General features: G+C 67.0%; 21 protein-coding genes. 9 read left to right on the top strand and 12 right to left on the bottom strand.

The window, feature by feature from the left end; translation table 11 throughout:
* The first annotated feature begins 52 nt into the window (after positions 1 to 52).
* Together ACIG5A_RS18350 and ACIG5A_RS18345 are read left to right on the top strand one after the other, a co-directional pair.
* Entirely contained in the window at positions 53 to 469 is a 417-nt protein-coding gene (locus tag ACIG5A_RS18350) for a YciI family protein (RefSeq protein ID WP_397241388.1), read from the top strand.
* Between the two features lie 6 nt (positions 470 to 475).
* Complete coding sequence (locus ACIG5A_RS18345; RefSeq protein WP_397241387.1) at positions 476 to 1750, top strand: RNA polymerase sigma factor; 1275 nt, start codon at positions 476 to 478, stop codon at positions 1748 to 1750.
* Positions 1751 to 2309: 559 nt separating this feature from the next.
* Here the strand turns inward: ACIG5A_RS18345 and ACIG5A_RS18340 are convergent.
* The 5 genes from ACIG5A_RS18340 to ACIG5A_RS18320 all read right to left on the bottom strand — a co-directional run bounded on the left by ACIG5A_RS18340 (position 2310) and on the right by ACIG5A_RS18320 (position 5415).
* Complete coding sequence (locus ACIG5A_RS18340; protein WP_397241386.1) at positions 2310 to 2603, bottom strand: hypothetical protein; 294 nt, start codon at positions 2601 to 2603, stop codon at positions 2310 to 2312.
* 34 nt (positions 2604 to 2637) lie between these two features.
* Complete coding sequence (locus ACIG5A_RS18335; protein ID WP_397241385.1) at positions 2638 to 4269, bottom strand: hypothetical protein; 1632 nt, start codon at positions 4267 to 4269, stop codon at positions 2638 to 2640.
* The gene (locus ACIG5A_RS18330; protein ID WP_397241384.1) at positions 4269 to 4577 is read right to left on the bottom strand and encodes a hypothetical protein; all 309 of its coding nucleotides are present in this window, start codon (positions 4575 to 4577) and stop codon (positions 4269 to 4271) included. Before ACIG5A_RS18330 ends, ACIG5A_RS18335 begins: the two co-directional genes overlap by 1 nt.
* A 265-nt stretch (positions 4578 to 4842) precedes the next feature.
* Positions 4843 to 5151 (bottom strand): DUF6802 family protein, encoded by a 309-nt coding sequence (locus ACIG5A_RS18325; protein ID WP_397241383.1) that lies wholly within the window; start codon positions 5149 to 5151, stop codon positions 4843 to 4845.
* A 69-nt stretch (positions 5152 to 5220) separates the two neighbouring features.
* A complete protein-coding gene (locus ACIG5A_RS18320; RefSeq protein WP_397241382.1) occupies positions 5221 to 5415 on the bottom strand; it encodes a PspC domain-containing protein in 195 nt (64 codons plus the stop codon).
* 147 nt (positions 5416 to 5562) lie between these two features.
* Here ACIG5A_RS18320 and ACIG5A_RS18315 point away from each other — a divergent pair, with 147 nt between their 5' ends.
* Complete coding sequence (locus ACIG5A_RS18315; RefSeq protein ID WP_397241381.1) at positions 5563 to 7236, top strand: ABC-F family ATP-binding cassette domain-containing protein; 1674 nt, start codon at positions 5563 to 5565, stop codon at positions 7234 to 7236.
* Positions 7237 to 7246: 10 nt separating this feature from the next.
* Here the strand turns inward: ACIG5A_RS18315 and ACIG5A_RS18310 are convergent, their stop codons facing one another.
* From ACIG5A_RS18310 to ACIG5A_RS18285, 6 genes are all read right to left on the bottom strand, one after another.
* Entirely contained in the window at positions 7247 to 7453 is a 207-nt protein-coding gene (locus ACIG5A_RS18310) for a hypothetical protein (RefSeq protein WP_397241380.1), read from the bottom strand.
* A gap of 63 nt (positions 7454 to 7516) precedes the next feature.
* Entirely contained in the window at positions 7517 to 8890 is a 1374-nt protein-coding gene (glmM, locus tag ACIG5A_RS18305; RefSeq protein WP_397241379.1) for a phosphoglucosamine mutase, read from the bottom strand.
* 199 nt (positions 8891 to 9089) lie between these two features.
* Positions 9090 to 9605 carry a 30S ribosomal protein S9 gene (gene rpsI / locus ACIG5A_RS18300; protein WP_397241378.1) on the bottom strand — a complete coding sequence of 172 codons (516 nt, stop codon included), beginning with the start codon at positions 9603 to 9605 and terminating at the stop codon, positions 9090 to 9092.
* Positions 9602 to 10045 carry a 50S ribosomal protein L13 gene (rplM, locus tag ACIG5A_RS18295; RefSeq protein WP_397241377.1) on the bottom strand — a complete coding sequence of 148 codons (444 nt, stop codon included), beginning with the start codon at positions 10043 to 10045 and terminating at the stop codon, positions 9602 to 9604. Before rplM ends, rpsI begins: the two co-directional genes overlap by 4 nt.
* Positions 10046 to 10210: 165 nt before the next feature.
* Positions 10211 to 11926, bottom strand: a complete 1716-nt coding sequence (locus ACIG5A_RS18290; protein ID WP_397241376.1) for a hypothetical protein — start codon at positions 11924 to 11926, stop codon at positions 10211 to 10213.
* Positions 11927 to 12002: 76 nt separating this feature from the next.
* Positions 12003 to 14546: an FHA domain-containing protein gene (locus ACIG5A_RS18285; protein WP_397241375.1), complete on the bottom strand. Its 2544-nt coding sequence runs from the start codon at positions 14544 to 14546 to the stop codon at positions 12003 to 12005.
* Between the two features lie 173 nt (positions 14547 to 14719).
* On the opposite strand from ACIG5A_RS18285, the gene ACIG5A_RS18280 reads away from it, so the two are divergent.
* Positions 14720 to 16165 (top strand): metallopeptidase, encoded by a 1446-nt coding sequence (locus ACIG5A_RS18280; protein WP_397241374.1) that lies wholly within the window; start codon positions 14720 to 14722, stop codon positions 16163 to 16165.
* Between the two features lie 40 nt (positions 16166 to 16205).
* On the opposite strand, the gene ACIG5A_RS18275 is transcribed toward ACIG5A_RS18280, so the two are convergent.
* The gene (locus ACIG5A_RS18275) at positions 16206 to 17501 is read right to left on the bottom strand and encodes an FHA domain-containing protein (RefSeq protein ID WP_397241373.1); all 1296 of its coding nucleotides are present in this window, start codon (positions 17499 to 17501) and stop codon (positions 16206 to 16208) included.
* Between the two features lie 282 nt (positions 17502 to 17783).
* Here ACIG5A_RS18275 and ACIG5A_RS18270 point away from each other — a divergent pair, with 282 nt between their 5' ends.
* The 5 genes from ACIG5A_RS18270 to ACIG5A_RS18250 all read left to right on the top strand — a co-directional run bounded on the left by ACIG5A_RS18270 (position 17784) and on the right by ACIG5A_RS18250 (position 24421).
* Positions 17784 to 18878, top strand: a complete 1095-nt coding sequence (locus tag ACIG5A_RS18270; protein WP_397241372.1) for a hypothetical protein — start codon at positions 17784 to 17786, stop codon at positions 18876 to 18878.
* Positions 18879 to 18961: 83 nt separating this feature from the next.
* A complete protein-coding gene (locus ACIG5A_RS18265; RefSeq protein ID WP_397241371.1) occupies positions 18962 to 20155 on the top strand; it encodes a hypothetical protein in 1194 nt (397 codons plus the stop codon).
* A gap of 45 nt (positions 20156 to 20200) precedes the next feature.
* The gene (locus ACIG5A_RS18260; protein ID WP_397241856.1) at positions 20201 to 21388 is read left to right on the top strand and encodes a hypothetical protein; all 1188 of its coding nucleotides are present in this window, start codon (positions 20201 to 20203) and stop codon (positions 21386 to 21388) included.
* Between the two features lie 8 nt (positions 21389 to 21396).
* Positions 21397 to 22623 (top strand): hypothetical protein, encoded by a 1227-nt coding sequence (locus ACIG5A_RS18255; protein ID WP_397241370.1) that lies wholly within the window; start codon positions 21397 to 21399, stop codon positions 22621 to 22623.
* Positions 22624 to 22990: 367 nt separating this feature from the next.
* Entirely contained in the window at positions 22991 to 24421 is a 1431-nt protein-coding gene (locus ACIG5A_RS18250; protein WP_397241369.1) for a DUF222 domain-containing protein, read from the top strand.
* Positions 24422 to 24489 lie beyond the last annotated feature (68 nt).

Raw genomic sequence — 24489 nt, 5'->3', positions numbered from 1 at the left:
CTAAAGGTGAGAGGGTCCGAGAGAGGCCCGGCGAACCCAGGGAGACGAACCCATGAAGTACATGCTGATCTGGCGCGCGACCGACGAGTCCTACGGCGACATGGACATGGATTTCGACAAGATGCTCGAAACCATCGGCAGATACAACGACGAGATGATCCGCGCGGGCGTCCTGCTCATGGCGGAGGGACTCGAGGACGCGGCCGAGAGCGTGGTCGTCGACTTCTCCGCCGAGACGCCCGTGGTCACCGACGGTCCGTACGGCGAGACCAAGGAGCTGTTCGGCGGGTTCTACATCCTCAACGTGGCATCGAAGGAGGAGGCCGTCGAATGGGCCAAGCGGTCGCCGTTCACCGGGCCCGGCCTCAAGTCCGAAATCCGCAGGATCACAACGATCGACGAGTTTCCCCAGGACAACGAGTGGATCAAGAAGGAGCGGGTCTGGCGCGAGGCCACGGGCCAGCTCTGACCGCCGATGACCGAGACCGATCGTGAGGCCGTCGCCGCCGTCTGGCGGATCGAGTCGGCGCGGATCGTCGGCGCGCTCGCGCGCTACACCGGCGATTTCGCGCTGGCCGAGGATCTCGCCCAGGAGGCACTGGCCCAGGCACTGGTGACCTGGCCGCACGACGGCGCGCCGCGCAACCCCGCCGGATGGCTGTTCACGGTCGGCAAGCGCCGCGCGATCGATGCGTTCCGCAGGCGCGCGGCCCTCGACGAGCGGTACACCGCCCTCGCCCACGACCTGGGCGAGGGCGGCGCCTTCGCCGGGAGCGCGCCCGCCGAACCGGCCGAGGATGTGCTCTGGGATCCGGACCAGATCGATGACGACGTCCTCGCGCTGATGTTCATCTCCTGTCATCCCGTGCTGTCGCGGGAGGCGAGGGTGGCGCTCACGTTGCGGGTGGTCGGCGGCCTGACCAGCGACGAGATCGCCAAAGCGTTCCTGGTCCCGACCGCGACCGTGCAGGCCAGGATCACCAGGGCGAAGAAGACGCTCGGCGCGGCCAGGGTGCGCTTCGAGGTGCCGTCGCCCGAGGAGCGCGCCGAGCGACTCGGCTCGGTGCTCAGCGTGCTCTACCTGATCTTCACCGAAGGCTCGTCGGCCAGTTCCGGCGCCGACCTGATCCGATTCGATCTCGCGAGCGAGGCACAACGCCTCACCCGCATCGTGGCCCGGCTGATGCCGAACGAACCCGAGGTCTACGGCCTGCTCGCACTGCTAGAGCTGACGGCGGCACGCTTCCCCGCCCGCACCGGATCCGACGGCGAACCGGTGCTGCTGGAACACCAGGACCGCCGCCGCTGGGATCGCGCCGCGATCCGCCGAGGACGGGCCGCGCTCGCCCGCGCGGAACAGGTCGGCCGCGGCCTCGGCGCCTACGGTTTACAGGCCGCGATCGCCGAATGTCATGCCGTCGCACCCACTGTCGACACGACGAACTGGGAGCGCATCGTGCTCCTCTACGAGGCGCTCGGCCGACTCGCCCCGTCACCGGTGGTCGACCTCAACCGCGCCGTCGCCGTCTCCATGGCGATGGGACCGGCCGCGGCCCTACCGATCCTGGACGAGCTGACGGCCACCGAGGCCCTGGCCAACTCACACCTGCTCCCGAGCGTGCGCGGCGAACTACTCACCCGCCTCGGCCGCACCGCCGAGGCACGCACCGAATTCGAACGCGCGATCCGCATGTGCGGCAACGAACGCGAGCAAACAGTCCTGCGCCGCAAGCTCACCGACCTCGGCTGATCAGCCACCCGCCTCGACGAGCTGGCGCCCTACCAACCCACATCAGCTACCGCAGTGTGCGCGGCAACTACTCACCCGCCTCGGTCGCACCGCGAGGCACACACCGAACCGGCGCACACGATCCGGCGTCCGGCGGATGATGTGCCGCCAGGCGCCGCGATCATCGGCTACCGCGATGCGGTGCGGCAACGAACGCGAACAGCGTTGCGGTGCATGCTCTCCGACTCGACCAGCGCCGCGCCCAGATAGCCTCGAAGGTGATCGAGATCCGTCGAGCGCAGTCAAATGGTGGCTGGATACGGCGTGTCGCACCGCCATTCGACTGCGCTCGCCACCCTCTCGGCGTGTCGCGCAGCGACACAACAGGGTTCAAGGCCAGCGTGCATTGAGGTAGCAGCCACACGCACGTTACCTACACCAGTGAACGTTGATCATGGAGCTCCGGCATCGAGCGCAGTCGAATGGCCCTCGGACACGGCGTGTCGCAGGGCCATTTGACTACGCTCGACGAGCTAGCCGGATCGATGGTGCCGCACCCACTTGGACGGGGCGCCAGTTGTCAGATCAGCCAGCTCTTGCGCCGGTAGTACGCGGACTCCTCGTCCTCGTCGTCGATGGGGGCCACGTTCTCGTTGGCCTTGCGGGCGGCGATGGAGCGGGCGATCGCTTCGCGGGCTTCGGCTTCCGCCTGGGCCTTGGCTTCGGCTTCGGCTTCGGCGCGCGCGAAGGCCTCGCGAAGTTCCTTGCCTTCTTCGCTTTCCCGCTGCCTGCGCTCCTCGGTCTCCATCTGCAATTGCGATATGAAGCGACGGTTTGCGTCCATGATGGCTTCGATGTCGTCGGCGCCGCTCATCGCCTGCAATCTCCTTGCGCTGGTTCACGTTCTCTCACAGTGGTCCCGCCTCGGCGAGTTGCGCACCACTGTCGAAGGGCTTCTCGGGCTGCGTGCCCTGCGGCATCGGCTGCGGACGATGCTGGCCGTCCTCCTCGCGGCGGGTCGCCGGTGGTGCGCCCAGCGAGGTACCGGGCTGGTTCGCGGGCTGGCCGGGATTGTGCGTGGTGTCGGCCGGTTTCGGCTTCTCCGGCGCGGTATCGGGCTTGGGCACGTCCTTCGGATCGTCCATCTTGATCACGGGATTACCGTGCTGGTCGATCGCGAGCTTGAACTCGTGTGGCTTACCGTCGTCGCCCGACATCAGCAGTTTGGGCTGACCGTCCGCACCCACCTCGATCTTGAGATGCTTTCCGGCGAGATCGAATTCGGCCACCGGCTTGCTGCCCTGCGTCTTGGCGTCCTGCGGCTTGCCGTCCTTGCCCTTGTCGGCGTCGTTCGTGTGGTCGCCGGTCTTATCGGCCTGTTTCGGGTCGAGCGTGTTCTTCAGCTGTTCGATGGATTTGTCGACACCGTCTTTAATGACGCCGGTCAGTGTCGTAAGCCCTTGGGTGAGTGCGGTATTGAGGCTGCTCGCCGTGGACGACAACTGCTTTGTCACCTGGCTGAGCGCGGCGAGACCGTCCACCGACGAGGTGGTCGTTGTCGACGGTGTGGTCGTTGCCGGGGTGGTCGTCGGCGGCGGCGTCTGCACCGTGCTCGGAGTCGTCTTCGCGGGATCAGCCGTCCTGGGCGAACTGGAGGGCTCTGGGCCGGGCGTCGAGGCACCCGGTGTCGAGACGCCCGGTGTCGAGGGATTGGTCCCGAGCGCTTGATCCTTGGTCGACGGTTTCGCGGGCTGACCGGGCAGCGGCAGGTCGCCATCGCCTGGATATGCCGAGTCGCTGAGCTTGTTCAGCTCGGCGACGAGCACGCCATAGGTACCTGTGATGTCGGTCTTGGTCCGTTCGCACAGACTCAGGAAATCCGCCACGGTCTGCTCGACATGTGGGCAGAAGACATCCCGGAACCACTCATAGCTCTTCTTGTAGGTGTGATTGTCCGACTCGTCGAGCGCCAACCCCTCATCCAGGTGCAGCTTCCACTTCTTCGCCGATCCGAAGCGCAGGTCGATTTCGCTCCTGCTCGCGCCGTCGATATCCGGATTCTTGGGGTGCCAGTAGATCGACACCACAGCCGCTTTTCCAGCGACGAGCTGATGCAGGGCGCCGATCGCCGCGGACAACGCCGCTTGAACCTTCTTGACGCTGATGAGATCTTCATTGGCCCGGCCGAGCTGTTGTCCCAGCTTCCCCTTGGCGATGTCAGCGGCCTCGCCCTCCGGCCACACTTTGGCCAGCGCGCCGTTCAGCGAGATCTGTGCTTGGTACTCCGTGCCCGCTGCCTGATCGGCGCCGATGAGAGCGACCAGCAATTTCCCCAATGAAGCGAGTTCCATATCGCGTTCTTGGTCGTACTTCGCGTAGAGATACGAAGGGGAGGGCAGTTTTCCCGCACCCAATCCGAGCTCGTCATGCACCTTCTGGTACTTCGGCAGGTAGTGCTCGAAGTACTGCAACCCGCTCGCGCCGCCGTCGAGCATCTCGTTCGCAGATGCGCCCGCGGGCGCCTCGTAGCCGTACGTCATCAGAAATCCACCGCCGCGGCGATCCTGTGCACCGTCGCGTCATCGGTCTTCGTATAAGCATCGGCGCACGCGACGAACTGCGCCCCCGTCACATCCACCGCGGTCCGCCAGTTCTTCAACCACGCGCTGAGGTGGACCAGCGCATCGTGCACCTTCTGTCCCTGAGGCCCGTATTCCCTCCCCGCCTGGACGGCCCCGAAATCAACCTTCTCGATCTCCGTAGCCTGGTTCCCGAGCTTCTCGGCGGAACTACGCAACTTGCCGCCCAGCTTCTGCAAATTGACCGGATCGACCGTGACACCACTCATCGACTACACCCCTCCATCCTCGGATTCCGACGCGCGCTCGCCGAGTGTCCCCATACTCTCTTCGACGCGGTCGCGCCCCGCGCGGTTCCATCGAATCATTCCGGCGTTGAGGTTCGGCACCCCGGTGTCCAGGTTCCGCAGGTTCCAATGATCCGCACGTGTGCCGCGCGGATCATTGCAGCCTGCGGCCTATATGTCCCCTCGGAGGGGATGGCGTTCGGGGGCCGTTGCGGGACAGTCTAGTTGGCCGTGACCGGCCAGGACACTACTTGCCGAGCGTGCCCTGGTCGGTGCGGATCCATTCGGAGGTGCCGTCGGGGTGGCGGTGGAACTCCCACGCGGCGTAGTCGCCGTCCTTCTCGATGACGGTGAGGTGGTCGGCGAAGCCGTCGTGGTCGTAATCGGTCCAGACACGCAGGCCGTGGTCGTCGGAGGTGGTGATGGTGTCCAGGGTGCCGTCGCCGTCGATGTCCTGGGTCGGGTGGTGCAGTTCGACCGTTCCCATGTCATCGAGTGGAGAGGAGGCGTCGACGCCGGGTAGGTCGAGGCCGGGGAACTCGCCCGAGGTGATCATCGCTCCTCCTCGCGGTCAGCGGGTTTCGCTCCATCCTGTCACCCGCGAGTCCCCCGCGCAGCCGTGTGGTCAGTACTTCTTCGGAATGATCAGCCAAAGCACCAGGTAGATGACGAACTGCGGGCCGGGCAGCAGGCAGGAGAGCACGAAAAGCAGCCGGACGACGTTGGCGTTCCAGCCGAAGTATTCGGCGATGCCGCCACAGACACCGGCGATCCACTTGTCGCTGGTGGAGCGGGTCATTCGGCGGGTGGGGGCGGTCATTGTTTCTCCCTCGTTGGCGTGTTTCTCTACGCTTCCCACTCTGCCGAGAAACCCGCGCCACCACATCGGTCCCATGACCCATCCGCACCCTGATTTCTCCAGGCCCCGATCTCAGGGTCGAACCCTGAGCACGGCACAATCTTGCAGGTGAGTACCACTTTGCACGCGCGCGGATTGTCGGCCGGACACGGTGAGCGGACCCTGTTCGCCGATCTCGATCTGACGCTGGCGCCGGGCGATGTGATCGGCCTGGTCGGGGTGAACGGCGCGGGCAAGTCGACCCTGCTGCGAATGCTGGCCGACCGGCACGCCCCCACCGGCAGTATCACGCTGAGCCCACCGGACGCCACCATCGGCTACCTGGCGCAGGAGCCGGAGCGCGTCGCGGGCGAGACCGTACTCGAATTCCTCGGCCGCCGAACGGGTGTCGCCGCCGCACAGCAGACCATGGACGCCGCCGCTGAACGCCTCGCCGACGGCGGCGAGGACGAATATTCACCGGCACTGGAACGCTGGCTCGCACTGGGCGGCGCGGACCTGGATCAGCGCGCGCAGGAGGTGGCGGCCGACCTCGGCTTGATCGACAGCCTGCCCAACGGCATGGACACCCCGATGACCGGACTGTCCGGCGGACAGGCGGCACGCGCGGGCCTGGCCTCGGTCCTGTTGTCCCGCTTCGATATTCTGCTGCTCGACGAGCCGACGAACGACCTGGATCTGGACGGCTTGGCCCGCCTGGAACAGTTCGTCACCGGCGTGCGCGAGCCGCTGATGGTGATCAGCCACGATCGAGAGTTCTTGGCGCGCACCGTGAACCGGATCGTCGAACTCGATCTGGCGCAGCAGCAGGTCGGCGGCTACGACGGCGGCTACGAAGCTTATCTGATGGAACGCGAGATCGCCAGGCAGCACGCGCGCGAGGCATACGACGAATACGCCGACACCAAGGCGGGTTTGGAGGCGCGCGCCCAGATGCAGCGCAACTGGCTCGAACACGGCGTCCGCAACGCCAGGCGCAAGGCGAAGAACGATTCCGACAAGGCGGGCCGCAAGATGCGCGCCGAGTCCACCGAGAAGCAGGCCGCCAAGGCGCGCCAGACCCAGCGGCGCATCGAGCGCTTGGACGTGGTCGAGGAGCCGCGCAAAGAGTGGGAGCTGCGGATGACGATCGCCGCCGCGCCACGCAGCGGCTCGGTGGTCGCCACGCTCTCCAACGCGACCGTCACCCGCGGCGAGTTCACCCTGGGACCCGTTACCACCCAGGTGGATTGGGCCGACCGCATCGTGCTCACCGGAGCGAACGGTTCGGGCAAGTCGACGCTGCTCGGCCTGCTGCTCGGAAAGCTGAAGCCGGACACCGGAACCGCGGCACTCGGCTCCGGCGTGCAGATCGGCGAGGTCGACCAGGCACGCGGCCTGTTCCGCGGAGCTTGCGGAGCGGACATCGGCACCAGCAACGGAACCGCCTCGCTGGCCGACACTTTCAGCGCCGAGATGCCCGATTGGCCCGACGCCGAGGTCCGCACCCTGCTGGCCAAGTTCGGCCTGCGCGGCCCGCACGTGACCCGCCCGTGCGAAACCCTCTCCCCTGGCGAACGCACCCGCGCCGCCCTCGCCCTACTTCAGGCCCGCGGCGTCAACTTGCTCGTCCTGGACGAGCCGACCAACCACCTCGACCTGCCCGCCATCGAACAACTGGAGCAGGCCGTCGAATCCTTCACGGGCACACTGATTCTGGTCACCCACGACCGCCGCATGCTCGATTCGATCAGCGCCACCCGCCGCTGGCACATGGCGGACGGACAACTGACCGAGCACTAGCCCCCGGGGCTCAGTACCCCAATGCCGATGTGTCCCCGCCCAACTCGCCGTAGCGGTACTCCAGCGCCATGATCTCGTCCAACAGGTCTTCCTGTTTCGCGAGCAGCCGACTCGCGAGCGCGTGATCCCCGCGCTCGTTCGCCGCGGTCAACTGCTGCCCGATCTGCCGATATACCCGCCGGAGCTCGTGGATCTTCTCCAATAGACGTTCGCTCATGTCACCCCTCCTGACCTTCAGGATGACACGAACGCTCCGCTTCCGGACCAGAACCGCACGCGGTCAGACGGAGGCGACCTGCTTGGCGAGATCCTCGGCGAGTTGCTGCGCCTGCGCCGGATCGGTGGCTTCGACCATGACGCGAACCAGCTGCTCGGTTCCGCTGGGGCGCAGCAGGATTCGGCCGCTGTCGCCGAGTTCGCGCTCGGCTTCCAGCACCGCCTCCAGCACCTCGGGCGATGCGGCGACCACGGCCTTGTCGCTGACCGGAACGTTGATCAGCACCTGCGGCACCGTGCGCAGCACCGAGGCCAGATCGGCCAGGCTGCGGCGGGTCTGCGCCATCCGTGCCATCAGCTTGAGTCCGGTGAGGATGCCGTCACCGGTGGTGCCGAAGGCCGGGAAGATCATGTGCCCGGACTGTTCGCCGCCGAGCGCGTAACCGCTGCGGCGCAGTTCCTCCAGCACGTAGCGGTCACCGACGGCGGTGGTGAGCAACTTGATGCCCGCCTCGCGCATGGCGATGTGCAGTCCGAGATTGCTCATCACGGTGGCGACCAGGGTGTCCTCGATCAGGGTCCCTTCGGCCTGCATGGCGAGCGCGAGCACCGCGAGGATCCCGTCGCCGTCCACCACCGCACCGGTCGCGTCGACGGCGAGGCAGCGGTCGGCGTCACCGTCGAGGGCGAGCCCGAGGTCGGCGCCGTGCTCGAGCACCGCGGCGCGCACCTGATCCAAATGCGTAGAGCCGCAACGATCGTTGATGTTGAGGCCGTCGGGTTCGGCGTTGATGGCGATCACCGTCGCGCCCGCCTCGCGGAAGGCGGCGGGACCGACCTCGGCGGCCGCGCCGTGCGCGCAGTCGACCACGACGGTGAGTCCGGACAGATCCTGCCCGGTGGCCTCCACCAGATGTTCGACGTAGCGCTCGTGCGTGCTGGCGACGCTGTACTGCTCGGGAATGACGAGTCCGTGATCGCGCGCGCCGGAGGCGCCGAGCACCCGGCCGATACCCGCGCCGGTCGGCCGCAGCGGCGTCTCGTCGAGCAGGGCCTCGATCCGGTCCTCGATCTCGTCGTCGAGCTTGTGCCCGCCGGCGGCGAAGATCTTGATTCCGTTGTCGGGCATGGGATTGTGCGAGGCGGAGATCATCACGCCGAGGCACGCGTCGTAGAGCCCGGTGAGGTAGGCGACGGCCGGTGTCGGGAGCACGCCGACCGAGAGCACGTTCACCCCGGCCGCGGTCAGTCCCGCGATCACCGCGGCTTCCAGCATTTCGCCGCTGGCGCGTGGATCACGACCGACGACCGCGAGCGCTCGCTTCTTACCGCGACTCAGGATCTGCGCGGCGGCACCCGAAATCCGCAGCGCCAGTTCCGGACTCAGCGACTCATTGGCAAGCCCTCGGACACCGTCGGTGCCGAACAAACGTCCCATACCTCGCCCCTCATCGGTGGATCCGCGGCGTACGCGCCGGGCCCGGAGGCGACAGGGCCCGCCGAACGCCGCAGGATAAATACAGCACGAGAGCAGGCGCCAGACGTGCTGGAAGCCTGCTCTCGTACAGCTGCCGCGTCGACCGTACCGCCTCCGGCACCACCAGGGTGCCGGAAGACGGCGGCCGACGTGGCCAAAATCAGCGCTTCGAGTACTGAGGCGCCTTACGGGCCTTCTTCAGGCCGTACTTCTTACGCTCGGTCGCACGCGGGTCACGCGTGAGGAAGCCGGCCCGCTTGAGGGCGGGGCGGTCGTCCGGGGTGACCTCGATCAGCGCGCGGGCGATGGCCAGACGCAGGGCGCCTGCCTGACCCGACGGGCCGCCGCCGACGAGGCGGGCGTGGATGTCGAAGGACTCGGTGCGCTCGACGGTCACCAGTGGCGACTTGACCAGCTGCTGGTGCACCTTGTTCGGGAAGTAATCCTCGATGGTGCGGCCGTTGAGCACGAAGTTGCCGGAGCCGGGCAGCAGGCGCACGCGAACGACGGCCTCCTTGCGGCGGCCGACGGTCTGCACCGGGCGGTCGATCACGACGGGCGCGAAGGTGGCGGGCTCGGCCTCGTAGCCGTACTCCTCCTCGACGACCTCGACGGTGCCGTCGGCGTCGACGATCTCCTCGACGATGTCTTCGGTGTATTCCTCGGGAGCGGTCACTGGGCCACCTGCTTGATCTCGAACGGAACGGGCTGCTGAGCCGCGTGCGGATGGGTCGGGCCCGCGTACACCTTGAGCTTGCCGGCGATCGCGTTGCCGAGCTTGTTCTTCGGGATCATGCCCTTGACGGCCTTCTCCACGAGACGATCCGGCCGGGACTCCAACACCTGACCGACAGTGCGCGACTTGAGGCCGCCCGGGTGCCCGGAGTGGTGGTGGATGAGCTTGTCCTGCTTCTTGTTGCCGGAGATGGCAACCTTGTCAGCATTGATGATGATGACGAAGTCGCCACCATCGAAGTTCGGCGCGTAGGTCGGCTTGGTCTTGCCACGCAGCAGATTCGCTGCCTGAACGGCAAGGCGGCCGAGCACTACGTCAGTGGCGTCGATGACGTACCACTTGCGGGTCACGTCACCAGCCTTGGGGCTGTACGTAGGCACAGTGCTTCCCTGTCTGTAGTCGGTGTTGCCGGCCAAGCGTGCGGTCGAGTTCCCCGGCGGCCGGTGGAGACCCGGGGCTCGATGTCCGATCGGGCAGAAAACTGCCTGGTCGTCCACACGCCAACGAGCCACGATACCAGCCGCCTACCGCCAACCCGAAACCGGTCAGATCTCGAACGGCGGACCGGGGTCGACCACTCCCGGCTTGCCTGGCACCCGGTAGCGCAACGTGTCGATACCGGACGGCGCGCAGTCCGGCTCGGCCTCCTGCGTGCCGCGCACCTGGTCGATGCCCGGATGCTGCTCGGGGTGAGCGCGCGGGGTGAGCGGGCACGCGGCGGGCGGTGTATCCAGCGCCGTAGGCACGATCCGGTCCTGCGCGGGCAGCGCCACCGCGGCGAGCGCGACCGCGCCGATCACCGTCGGCGCACCGAACAGGTTGCCCTTCATCTTGTTCCACAGCTTGCCCTTGCGCGGCTTGCCCTCGTCGTCCTCGGGCTCCTGCGGCGCCTGGCCCGCCGGGTACGGACCGCGCGGGCCGAGCGGCGGCACCGGGCCGCCGGGCAGCGGGCCCGAGGGCGGGCCGTACTGCGGCGGGCGGCCCATGACCGTCGTCGTCTCTTCGTCGGGGTGCTGGTTCGGTGGCCGGGTGAAACGACTACCCAGTTCGGCGAGGTTCGGCGGCAGTGCGCCGCGGCCGACCCGCGCGGTCGGCTCGTCGCCCGTCGGCTGGGTGGTCGGATAGCCGGGGCCGTAGGTCACCACCGGCGCGGCCGAACGGGGTCCGGTCGACTCTGTCCGGGATGGCGGTAGGTCCGTTCGGTGCTGCGGCGCCTCGGCCTGCCGCTGCGCCGATTCGGCCTGGCGCTGCGCCGCTTCCGCCTGCCGCTGCGCCGAAACCACTTGCTGCTGAGCGGATTCCGCCTGCTGCTGGGCCGAGGCCACCTGCTGACCTGCCGGGTCCGTCCCCGGCGGCAGGTCCGCATGGACCTGATGCGCCTCCGAACGGGCCTCCGGCAGGTCCGCGTCGGGTTCCATCGCGGCGGTATCGGTGACCAGCAGATGCGCGGCGCCGAGCACCAGCGCGTGCATCGGATGGTCGGCGACCTGCAGCCGGTGCCCGAGATGATTCTGGAAGGCCAGCCGCAGCGCGTCGTTGAAACAGACATTGCCCGCGAGCAGCAGCGTCGAGGTGTCCGCGCCGATCGAGCGGGCCGCGGCCATCACCTCGATCACCACATTGTCGGCGGATCGCGCATCGCGCATCGCGTCCGGCGCCACCGGCACGTCCACCGATTCGGTCGGCTGCTCGTCGTCGCCGTGCACCGCGACGACGAGCATGGTTCTGCCGTCGGAGTACACGCCGGTGGCGCCGACGCCGTGCGGATGCCGCTCATCCGGCGCGGCGACCAGGTTGAGCGCGCGCACGTAACCCGACAGCGCGACGCTCTCGGGCAGCGGTTCCACCGTGACGTCGAGTTGCTCGACCAGCCTGCAGTAGACGTCGACCTTCTCGTCCGGCCAGCCGTCCGGGAAGGGCAGCGCCACCAGATCCGGTTTGCCGCGCAGATATTTGCCGATCGCGGCGAGGGGGTTGTACATCCTGGCGCGGAACACCAGCTCCGCGGGCCAGGTCGCACCGGCCACCACGATCTGCGGGTGCCCGAGGATGTCGCGCACGTCCGCGATCGCCATGCCGAGGTCGGGCCGCTGCCGGTCGACACCCGCGGTGTGCAACCGGCCCGACGAATCCGCCAGCAGATAGGCCGGCGGCGTATACGTGCCTTCCACCTGCACCGGACGGATCGGTGTGCCACCGCCGCCCGCCGACACGGACACCACATCCCAACCGAGATGCACTGCCCCTACTCGCACTGTCACAGGCTTAAGTCTGCCTGGTACGCGCGAGACGTGCTCGGCTGTCCACACAAGACAGGCTGCGACATGGTTCGCTCGCTCATGCGATCGCCGACTTCTTCAGCCGCAGCCTGCGCCACGTGATGATCGCCAGCACCAGCGTGATCACCAGCAGGACCGCGATGTCCAGCACCCATGTGCCCGCGGCGTGGTTCCACAGCCGATCAGGTTGCGCGTTGATGAACAGTCCGCGAAGATCCACCGTCGACGCTCCGGCGGCATAGCCCCAGCGCGCGGGGAACAGCCACGAGACCTGTTCGAGCACTACGCGTCCGGTCACCGGAATCATGCCGCCCGCCATCACCAGCTGGCACATGATCGCGACGACCAGCAGCGGCATCACCTGCTCGCTCGATTTGGCCAGCGACGACAGCAGCAGGCCGACCACCACACAGCAGACGGCGGTCAACGCGATGTCGATGTAGAGCTCGGCACTGCCCGAGGAGATCACCGCACCATCGCCGGGCCGCTTCTTCCCGGCGAGCACGATCGCGACGAGCACCGCCGACTGCAACAGCGCGGCGAGGCTGAACACCATGATCTTGGACCACAGATATGCCGAGGGCAGCAGCCCGACCGCGCGTTCGCGGTGGTAGATGGTGCGCTCACCGACCAGGTCGCGCACCGTCAGCGTCGACCCCATGAAGCAGGCGCCGAGGATCAGTACCACGAGTAGCTGCTGGGTCTCGCTGCCGCCGTTCGGCACGAAGCTGCCGTCGGGCAGCTGCGTCAATCCGCCGCGCTGGAAACCGTTCTTGCCAGGCACCACCAGCGAGAGCGCGCCGAGCACGAACGGCAGGATGAGCAGGAAGGCCAGGTAGCCGCGGTCGGCGAGGATCAGGCGAATCTGCCTGCGCGCCAGCGTGGTGAACTGTTTTCGGCCACTGGATTTCGGACCGGTGCCGGTGCCGGTCTGGCGCGGCGCCGGAGGTGGCGGCGGTGGCACGACCGCCTGTCTGGACCGGTAGGCGGCGAACGCCTGGTCCGGATTGTCCGCCACCCGCCCGAAGATCTCCGCCCAGTCGCTGGTGCCGAGCGCGGCGCCGACACCGGAGGGATGCCCGCAGTAGGCGGTCTTGCCGCCGGGTGCGAGCAGCAGCACCTGATCACACATGTCCAGATGCGCCACCGAGTGCGTCACCACGATGACGACGCGGCCCGCGTCGGCCAGCTCGCGCAGCATCACCATGACCTGACGGTCCAGCGCCGGGTCGAGGCCCGAGGTCGGCTCGTCGAGGATCAGCAGCGAGGGACCGGTGAGCAGCTCCAGCGCGACCGAGGCGCGCTTGCGCTGGCCGCCGGAGAGCCGGTCGACCCTGGTGTCGGCGTGTTCGGTGAGCGAAAGTTCTTTCAGCACACCGTCGATCACCTTCTGGCGGTCGGCCTTGGAGTTGTCCGGCGGCAGCCGCAGTTCGGCGGCGAAGCCGAGCGCCTGGCGCACGGTGAGCTGACGGTGCAGCACATCGTCCTGCGGCACCATGCCGATGCGCGAGCGCAGCGCCTCGTATTCGGCGTGCAGGTTGCGGCCCTCGAAGGTGACAACGCCGCCCGAGGGCAGGGTGGTGCCCGCGATGAGTTTGGACAGCGTCGATTTGCCCGCGCCCGACGGTCCGATCAGCGCGGTGAGCGTGCCGCGCCCTGCCTGCATGTTGACATCGACGAGCAGCTGCTTGTTGCCCTCGACGGTGAACCCGACCCCGTGCACGTGCAGGCCCTGCTCGGCGACCGGCTTCTGCCGGTGCACCAGCGTGCCCTGCTGCACGACGAAGTCGATATTGCCGATGGTGATGATGTCGCGCTCGCGCAGCACCGTCTGCTCGTGGCGGTGGCCGTTGACGAAAGTGCCGTTGGCCGAACCCAAGTCCTCGATGGCGAGGCCGTCGTTGGTGGCGATCAGGCGGGCGTGCCTGCGTGAGGCCAGCGGATCGTTGACCACGATCTGGTTGTCGGTGGTGCGGCCGATGCTGAGTCCACCGGGCGGCAGCCGGTCGGCGCGCGCGATCGGCGCGGTGGACGGCCTGGCCCGCACCGGCGGCAGCATCGAGGTGTCGGCCTTGGTGGTCATGTTGACATTCGGCGTCTGCTGGACCGGCGGCGGCGCCACCGGCGGGCGCGAAACCTGCTGCGGGCGGGGCTGTCCGGTCGACGGGCCTTGACCCGGGGACGGGCCGGGTCCGCCCGGCGAACCGTGCGGACCGGAGGACGGACCGCCCACCGGGGGGCGCTGCTGGGTCGGCGGCGCCTGCTGGGCCGGGGGTCTGCGCTGCGGCGGGGCCGCGGGCAGCAGATGCAGCAGCGGCCCGCTGATCGCGTCACCGAGCCGCACCTGCGTCGGTCTGTCGATGGACACCGGATGCGTCAGCCTGCGCGCATCCACGAAAACGCCGTTGGTGCTGCCGTTATCGGTGAGCACCCAGGCACTGCCCTGCCAGGCGAGCGTCGCGTGCACCCGTGACACCAGCGGGCTGTCGACGAACAAGGTCACTTCGGGTGCGCGGCCCATGGTGATCTGCTTGCTCGAATCGAAGACCCGTTCGGTTCCATCATGGCGCACGGTGATGGTCTGCGCCCCCGGTGAAGACATGCAGCGGATACTATTCCATCACCCGGACATCGGCGGTGCCCCCGACGCGCCCTTTAGACGCAGTCGGCGCAGCCGTCCTCAGCCTGCGCACGGCCGGAGCGAATGCGGAGGTACGCCTTTTGCCCGTTCCGGCGACCGATATGTGAGCGATGCCGGCCGACATAGGGGGAGCCTTGCCGAAACTTCGAGCGACCGTTCTCGTTACGGTCCTGCTATGCGCCGCGGCGCTGGTGACGGGCTGTACCAACCTTGTCGACGGGCGCGCGGTCTCGGTATACGACGATCCCTTCAAGGTGGCCGGGCTGCCGACGACCAACGGCCCGAGCGGCCCGCGCGGCGGCGTCCCCGACAGCTCGCTGACCGCCGTCAACGGCGACGGCAGCGCGACCGACGCGCTCGCGCTCAACGCCATCGAGGACATCCAAACCTATTGGCGCGGTGCGTTCGGCAAGGAATTCCAGGGCGAGTTCGCACCGGTCGACAAGCTCATCTCGTGGAACGCGAAGGCCCAGCGCGGCGAATCGCTCGAGTTCTGCAAGGAGTCCACCTTTCACCTGGTGAACGCCGCCTACTGCCGGCTTGACAACTCCATCGGGTGGGACCGCTCGGTGCTGCTGCCGACCATCGAGGACACCTTCGGCAAGATGTCGGTGGTCATGGTGCTCGCGCACGAGTACGGCCACGCCGTGCAGGCCATGGCCAAGATCGTCGCGCCGCGTGACCCGGTGATCGTGAAGGAACAGCAGGCCGACTGCTTCGCGGGCGCGTTCATCCGCAATGTGGCCGAAGGCAAATCGAAGCACTTCACCATCAACACCTCCGAGGGCCTCAACCAGGTGCTCGCCGCGACGGTGGCCATCCGCGATTCCAATCCGGACGATCCGGAGAGTGTGCACGGTTCGGCGTTCGAGCGGGTGACCGCGGTGCAGATCGGTTTCACCGATGGCCCGAAGGGCTGCAAGGGCATCGATATCGATGAGATCAACACCCGCCGTGGCAATCTGCCGCAGAGCTTCAACGGCGATCAGGGCCGTGGCGAATACGAGGTGACGAAGGATGTGCTCGTCGAGCTGACCAAGGCGCTCGCCTTCATCCTGCCGATCAAGCCGGAACCGACCTACACCTACAGCGGCGCGAAGATCGACTGCCGCGGCGGCAAGCCGACCCCGCCGGTCTCGTACTGCCCGACGACCAACACCATCGCCACCGACCTGCCAGAGCTGGCCAAGCGCGGCCAATCCAATGCCGACGACAGCGATCCGCTGCCGATCAAGGTGACCGGCGACTACAACGCCTACGTCGCCTTCATCGCCCGCTACACCCTCGCGGTGCAGAAGTCGCACAACCAGAGCCTGGTCGGCGCCAAGGCCGGTTTGCGTGCGGCATGTTTATCCGGCGTGGTCACCGGTAAGCTCGCGCAGCCGGGCCGCTCCCCCGCGCAGGGCGATATCTCCCTTGCCGCAGGCGATTTGGACGAGGCGGTGTCCGGGCTGCTCTCCGACGGTTTCGCCGCGAGCGATGCCGACGGTCAGACGGTGCCGAGCGGATTCTCCCGTGTCGACGCGTTCCGCGCCGGTGTGCTGAACGGCGAGAACACCTGTATGTCGCGGTACTCCTGAATGTCGTCGCGGTACTCCTGAATGTCTCAGCACTCCTGAGCTAGCGCCCGAACGGCGGCGGCGCCGCGTGCTCGAAGCGCAGCACCCGGTTGCCGATCATGATCTCGGTGCCGGGTACCAGCACCATCGGCTGGTTCGGCGCCAGGCGCACCCAGTCGCGATAGCCGGGCAGCCGAGTGCGCGTTCCGTTGGTCGATCCCCGATCCAGCACGGACACATCCCAATTCACCAGCATGATCTCCGCGTGCGCGCGGGACATGCCGCCGGAGGTGTCGTCCACCCGCAGCGGCACCAGGCCGCGCTGCGCGGGTTCGGAATTCTCGGGATCGCGGCCGAGCACGGCGTCCGCGGCCAGCATGAAGGTCATCCCGTCGTCGAGGATCAGCATGCCGAGCGGCGGCCGGACCACCTCGATGACCGCCTGCGTCTGATCCACCGGCATGCCACACACCGTGCAGAACGCCGAGCGCGGATCGCTGGGATGCGCACGCGCGCACTTGAATCCCATCACTTTGACCGTGAGCGCGGTCGCCTTCGCCGTCGCCTCCAGCCGCCGCTGCAGATCCGGGTCGGGGCGCGGAGCCGGGTTGGTTCCGGTGAGCTGGGTCTGCGCGAAGTGCGGGTCGGCGGCCTGCTGCGCCTGGGGTGAGTCGAGCATGGCGGTCGCCGCCGCCGTCCGGGCCGCGGGGCGCGATTCGGGTTCCGGCTCGGGACGGTACACGGGTTCGGAATCGATGCGCGCCGTCGGCGGCGGCACCCGCGGGGCGGCATCGGTCGCGGCATCCGGTGCGCGCTTGCGCGCGCCGACGCTCCAGACGATCGCACCGCCCGCCTGCGCGATGCCTTCGACCAGCCAGCCGACGCCGCGTTCCTCCGGTAGATCGGGTACGCGACCCTTGGCGTCGTCGACGAACAGCGCGATCGCGCGCGCCGGTGTCGCGGCGACCCGGTCGATGGTGAACGCCGCATCGCTGCCCCGATACCGCTCCACGCCGCCGTCGCTCGCGAGCACCGCGGTGACCGCGCCGTGCAGGAAGATCGCCACCCCGCCGGTCTCGGCGGGCGAAAGGATGCCGAAATCGATCGGCTCCCCCGGGCTGATCTGCTCCGCGGTCTTCATCAGCCAGCGGGTGGCCTGCCTGGCCACCAGCGCGCCGTGCCCGCTCGAATCATGTTCGGACGCATCGCGAACCAGCTCCGCCAGCGACTCCAGCGCGACGACCGCGGGCGAATCCTGGGTCGGCCTGCCCGGCCCACGGTGCGCGACCACCACGACGGCACCCGCCAACCGCGCGACCACATGGTTTCCTGAGACAACCTCGACCTGCCGATCCATCAACGCGATCGGCCTCCACGAGGAGCACGGGGCGGGGTTGTCAACACACCACAAGGGTATAGGGATGCACCCTTCAAGGGGCCCATCGCCCGGCGTCCGTCCGGTAACTTCATAGGCAATATCGGGAGGAACGAGGGGCCTGCCATGTCTTGTAGAGCACCACTTCGAATTTCACGGATTCGCCGTCGGGGCATCGTATTCGGCGCGGCCTGTGTCGCGCTCGCCGGACTGTTGACCGGTTGTGGAGCGGTAACGGGGAAACCGCTCGCCGGTGAGCTGGATGTGCGCAAATTGGAGGTCGGCATCTATCCGGTCGACAAACACAAATACGACATCGATGTCGCGAGCAACGGACCCGCGCTCGAAGGCATCCGAATGTCGGAGGCCGTGGTGCCGACGATGCGGATCGACCCGACGCTCAACGTGGGACGCTTCGCCACCGTGATGCTCACCCCCGAGGACGCGATCAAGCAGCTGTCGGATGTGTCCAAGCCGGTGCTGGAGAAGCGAAAGATGATCGTGGCCTACTCCTATGTCGGCGGCGACCAGGCCTCCAGCGGCGCCACCGAGCCAGGCAAGGACGGCACCGTCATCGGCACCGTGCTGGTCCGCTTCGCCGAGGCGAGCACCGCGAAATCCGCCGCAAAGGAGTTGGAGGACGTCGACTTCGGCGTATCGCCGGACAATCGCAGGCTGACGTCGAGCAAGTTCAAGGATGCCCTGCTCCACTGGCGTCCTGGCGTCGCAAGCATCGGCGTCTACATGCCGTACAAGGAGTTCGTCATCTCGCTGCTCATCGAGCAGCCGCGCGCGGACAGCAAGGAACTGATCGACTGGGCGGACAAGACCCTCACCGCGGCGACCGCGCAGCTGGACAAATTCCAGGCGACTCCCGCCGATAAGATCGGCGCGCTGAAGGCCGATCCCGACGAGATGCTGGCCAGGGTCGCCGTCGCGGAGCGCAAGGACCGCAAGCCGGATGCCGAGACATTCGCCTCCTACGGCCCGAATTTCCTGGTCACCGAAGCAGGCGATCAGGCGAAGTGGCAGCGCGTGCTCGACGAGACCGGCACCGACCGCTACGCCATCGCCGACACCACCTTCGTCGCGCGCACCAGGGATCGCACGACCGCGCCGGTACTGCTCAAGGAGCTGCACGCCGCCAAGAGCGATCACTACGACGCGATCGACGCGCCGCGCGATGTCCCCGGCGCCAAGTGCGAGGTGCTCAACGCCAAGGGCGATCCGAAGGAAGAGTTCAAATACCGCTGCTATGTCTCCTACGGACGCTACGTGGCAGGCGTCAACAGCGACCGCGAACCCGATGTGCGCCAACGGGTTGCGGCTCAGTACGCGCTGCTCGCCAACAGCCTCTGAACGAGCCACGATGATGTCTTGCTGACTTTTCGCTCATGTCCGGCGGCATACGATGCCGCCGGACACGAGCGATTGGGGACCACGTGTACGGCATCAGGAGATCACTCTCGGCGGGCGCGGCGTTCGCACTGCTCATCGGCGCGCTCACGGCCTGCGGCACAACGACTTCCGAGGTAGCACTCACCGAAACGAGACAACCCGAGGAAGTCGCCGCCATGCGGCTGGCCGACTATGTGGTCTCGGCCGGCGATCTCGATCCGAAGCTGATCTACGGCGTGCGGCCGAAGGTGCTGAAGCCCGGTGGCCTGACCGACATCCATGGATCCAAGGCCATCATGGAGCCGATCGCGTACAAGAACCGATTGCTGTTCGGCCTTCAGGACATCGGTTGCGCCGGTTGCCTGTTCGAGGTCGATCCCACCTCGAACTGGCTGACCGAGTCCGACTCGGCCACGACCATGGTGTCCACCGCGATCATGCAATTTCCCGACGCGACAAGCGCGCAGCGGGCGGCGGCGGAGTTCTACGCGGCCGATCTCGCCGCCAACCGGAGCCGATATCACTTCTACCCCGCGAACGAGCCTGCGCACCTGCCGAAATACACCGACGTCAAAGCACACTGGCGTCCCGGCTCCCCCTTCCTGCGAACCTTCTCCGCGCACGGCTCGTACGTGGTGAGCTTCGTCGTCTCCACCCCACGGCCCGAGCTCGACGCGCTGATCTCGTTGACCGAGAAGGCCTATGACGCCCAGCTGCCGCTACTGGATCGGCTGAAGCCACTCACCGAAGACGAAATGCGGCGACTGCCAGTCGATCCCGACAACCTGCTCGCCAAAGTCGTGAATCCCGACGGGAATACCACACCCAGCGCCGACTTCCACGGCGTACTCGGCGTGCGCGGCAGCCTGCTCTGGTCCCTCGACCGAGATTTCGCGCAGCGCCGCTTCACCGCGATGAAGGCCGACAAGGTCGCCTTCCATTCCACCGGCCTGCACCAGAACAACATGGTCGTCCGAACCAGCGACGACGCGGCCGCCAAGCAGGTGATCGCCGATCGGATCACGGTCACGCCGCGGCTGTTCGACGCGGCGGCGCCCTCCCTTGTCCCCGATTCCGCCTGCGTCGAGAACAAGGTCCGCGAAACCGAGTCCACCGATAGACGGTTCACCTGCATGGTCGCCTACCGCCGATACGTCGGATTCGCCGAAAGCGACGAACTGGCCGACGCGCAGCAGCGGGCAGTGGCCCAGTACGCGCTCTTCGCGAACAGTCAGTAAACTGCGCGGCGACAGACCTAGATCGGGGGATTCGCTGTGCAATCTATGCCGGGCCGACTATTCGGCGCGCTGGTAATCGCGGGGGCGCTCGCGGTGGGCGCGGCGTGCGGATCCGAGACGCCGCAAGCGAAAACCGAGCCGCCGGTAGATCTCGCGCAGCTGGACGTCGGGGGCTTTGCGACCCAGCCGCGTCCGCTCGGCAAAGTTCACAACCAGGACCAGGCGCGGGTGGTCGAGGCCGAGCGACTCGCCAACTTCGTGCCGTTGCCTGCGGAGATCGACCCGAGGTTCGTGGAACGGTCTCCGTTCGTCGGGGCCGTATTCCTCGATCCGCGAAGCTCGCTCGGCAAGATCATGGCGGTCGACCGGTTCGCCGAGGTCGCGCCGGATTTCGTCGCCGGATTCACCAGCACCGCGAGCACCGAGCGCGACAACATGGGCATCGACCTGCTCAACTCGATATTGATCTTCCCGGACGAGCAGAAGGCCACCGCCGCGGCCGAGGCACTGGAGCGCGCCGACTTCGAGGCGGGCGCCACCAATGAACCCGTGACGATCCCCAAATATCCCGCCGCGCACGCCCACTGGCAGCCGACCAAACAATCCATCGGATCCTTCTTCGCCACCGGCAGATACGTCATCTACACCTGGATCTACGACTACATGAAGATCTTTCTCGCGAAGGTGGATCAGCCCACGCTCACCGCGCTGGTCGAGAAGAGCCTCGACAAGATCGTCCCCGCGATCGCGAAGTTCCCTGGCACACCGGTCGACAAGCTGATGGATGCCGAACTGGACCGGGACGGCATGCTCGCCCGCAACCTGCAGCGACCGAGCGACGACAGCTTCACCGAACCGCCCGGCGCCTACGACGCCAAGGTGGCGGCACTGGTCACGACCCCATACGACAAGGTACGCAAGGCGATCGACGAGTACGGCGCCGACAAGATCTCCCTCGACGCCGTCCAGGTGTGGCGGGCACGCGATGCCGAGTCGGCGGAGAAACTGCGCGCCGATCTCGGCGGCCTCACCAAGAAGTACAGGAGCGCCCCCGGACCGAGGAACCTGCCCGCCGGCCACTGCCGGGAGTACATCGGCCGGGAGAAGCTGGCCTTCCGCTTCTACTGCTCGGTGTCCTACGGCCGCTACGCCGCCTTCTCCTGGTCACAGCAACTGACCGACGCACAGCAGCGGATCTCCGCCGAATACGTAGTGCTGGTGAACGCCAAATGAGAACTCCCATGCGCACATTCGCGGCAACACTGGCGGCTGTCGGGCTGGCCGTCACACTGACCGCCTGCGGCTCGACCGTGTCCGGTACCTCGCAACCCGCCGAGCTCGACATTCGCAAGCTCGACGTCGGCAACTACCCCACCGTGCCGCTCAACGCGCACGACGACGACTATCGCCCGGCCTTCTACAAGATGCATGAGGTCGCCGCCACCCGCCTGACCGACTACGTCACCTCGGCCTACGACATCGATCCACGCATGAAGTACGGCGGCCTGGCCACCACTCTTTCGGCAGGCGTGCTGCCCTGGGAGCTCGGGCCGGAGAGCATCATGGTGCCGGTGGCCAAGCAGAACAAGATGTTGTTCGGCTTCAAGGTGGCCGGCGGCGACAAGAGCTTCTCGATCAACGGCTACCAGCCCTGGCCCGCCAAACCGGAGCAACACAAGAACTCGACCACCGTCGCCACCACGGTCATGCAGTTCCCCGACGCCGACCGCGCGCAGCAGGCAGCAGCCCAGTTCTACGACGCCGACTTCGGTGCACTCCAAGAGGTCAACCAGCCCGCAACGCTCACGAAATACCCTCAGGTCAAAGCACATTCGCAGCCCGGCTCGCCATTCCTGCGCACCTTCCTCGCGCACGGCCCCTACGTCGTCTCCTTCCTCATCTCCACCCCCAGCGGCGATATGAGCGGGCTGACCTCCCTGGCCCAGCAGGCCTACGACACCCAGCTTCCGATGCTCGACAAGCTGAAGCCGCTCACCGAGGAAGAGGTGCTCCTGCTCCCCTGGGATCCTGACCACCTGCTGACCCGAACCCTCAACCCGCACAACTACGAAGGCCCCTACAACGGCAACGATCGAGGACTGTTCGGCCCGCAGGGCATGCTCGCGTTCGTCAACAATCGCGAGTTCACCAAGAAACAGTTCACCGCCATGAAGGCCGACAAGTTCGCCAGCCTCGAAGGCACCCTGGTCGCCCACGTTCCCGACGCGGCCACCGCCAAAAAGACTGTCGCCGAACGCATCACCCTCACCCAGATCAAACAGCCCGCGGAGGCACCACCCAACGTCCCCGACTCGGCCTGCGTCGAAAACCAGCCCGAACCCCGCGTCAAACGCTTCACCTGCGTAGTCGCCTACCGCGAATACGTCGGCTTCGTCACCAGCGACCAACTCCCCGACACCCACCAGCGCGCCGCCGCCCAGTACTCCCTCTTCGCGAACAGCCATTAGGTCGTCTCCCTTCGCGGTAGGGCTTACCCGGCAAAGGGTTTGCCTCCAGCAGTGCTGGGCACGTCGCCTGCCGTCCCCGGCGTGGCAGTCGAGCCGGGTGCATGTACTGGACTTCCAGCCGAGTCATCGGGCTGTGGCGCCGTTCTCGAGATCCAAGATCGTCGATGAATGGTGAGTGGGTGGCGGGAATCAGGCGGCCAGGACGCGAGCGTTGGAGTGGAAGGCGGAGGCACCGGCGTGGTGTGAAAAGGTGCAGTTCAGATGGGGTTTTCGCTGGACTAGGCCGGTATAGTTCGGATAGAATTCGTTCATGTGTTCGAGCGATCCGGCTGATCTTCAACGGGGTATCGCCCCGTTGAACACGGCCATGACCGGACTGCTCGACCGGGATCTGACACCACTGTCCGATGATGACGTGGTCGCGATGGTGCGCGATCTCGAACAACACAAGCGGATGGCCGTCGCGCTGGAACACCGCCTGTATGTGGAGGTTTCGGATCGCTCGATCCCCGGGCGCACCGGCGCGGGAACCTTGAAGCGGTTCCTGATCGAAACCCTGCGCCTGTCCCACACCGAAGCCGGAGCCCGGGTCGCCGCGACCACCCAGTTGGGGTCGTTCCACACCATGCACGGCGAACCGATCGAACCCCGCATGCCCGCCACCGCCACCGCGCAAACCGAAGGCGAGATCTCGGTCGAGCATGCACGAGTGATCCACAAAGTGTTGAACCGGATCCCCGGCTGCACCGACAACCCCGAATACGAAGCGGCCGAACAGATCCTGGCCACCGCGGCCCGCGACCTCGAACCCGAGAAAGTAGCCCAGGTCGGCGAGAAAATCCTGGCCTACCTCGACCCCGACGGGCAAAAAACCGATCACACCGACCGGCAACGCCGCCGCGAACTCACCCTCGGTATCCAACACTCCGACGGCATGTCAGCCATCAAAGGCATGATCACCCCACAACTACGAGCCCTGCTCGACCCCTGCATCGCCAAACTCGGCCGCCCCGGCATGAACAACCCCGACGACCCCGAAAGCCCCCGCGGCGACAGCGAACACATCGACCCCGACCTGCTCACCGCCGCCGCCAAACGCGACACCCGCACCACCGCCCAACGCACCCATGACGCGCTGCTGGCACTGCTGGCCCCCGGTGTGTCCCCCGACAACCTCGGCTCGCACCGTGGTTTGCCGGTCTCAGCGATCATCACCATGAGCATCGACCAGTTGGAAGACGCCGCTGGTGTCGCCACCACCGCCACCGGCGGCACCGTCCCCATCGAAGACGCCATCGAAATGGCCGCCACCGCGAAACCCTATCTGGCGATCATCGACCGACACGGTATGCCACTACATTTCGCGCAAGGCAAACGATTGGCCTCACCCGCACAACGACTGGCACTGATCGCCGCCGTACGCGGCTGCACCCGCCCCGGCTGCAGCGCACCCGCCAGCACCACCGCCGCCCACCACATCCGCGACCACGCCAAAGGCGGACCCACCACCATAGAAAACCTCACCCTCGCCTGCGACCACTGCCACGCCCTCATCCACGACGGCCCCGGCGGCTGGAAAACCATTGCACTAGGCAAGGATTCGAAATACCCAGGCCGAACCGGCTGGATCGCACCACCCCACATCGACCCCAACCAACAACCAAGAGTCAACCACCACCATCACCCAGGTGAGCTACTCGCCGAAACCCTCGCCAGAATCCACCACCGCGACGAACAAGACCGACAACAACACCGCAACTGGCTACAACGCATCCAGTCCCGACCAGACACGGCCTGACCACCGCTGCCCACACCAGGTCGATGCGGACGATCACGGTAACTCCACGCCGCCCACCACCACGCCCC

The sequence above is a fragment of the Nocardia sp. NPDC052566 genome (assembly GCF_044547285.1).
Taxonomy (GTDB): Bacteria; Actinomycetota; Actinomycetes; order Mycobacteriales; family Mycobacteriaceae; genus Nocardia.
The sequence above is the reverse complement of the archived record's forward strand: the minus strand, read 5'-3'. Positions and strand labels throughout refer to the sequence as shown.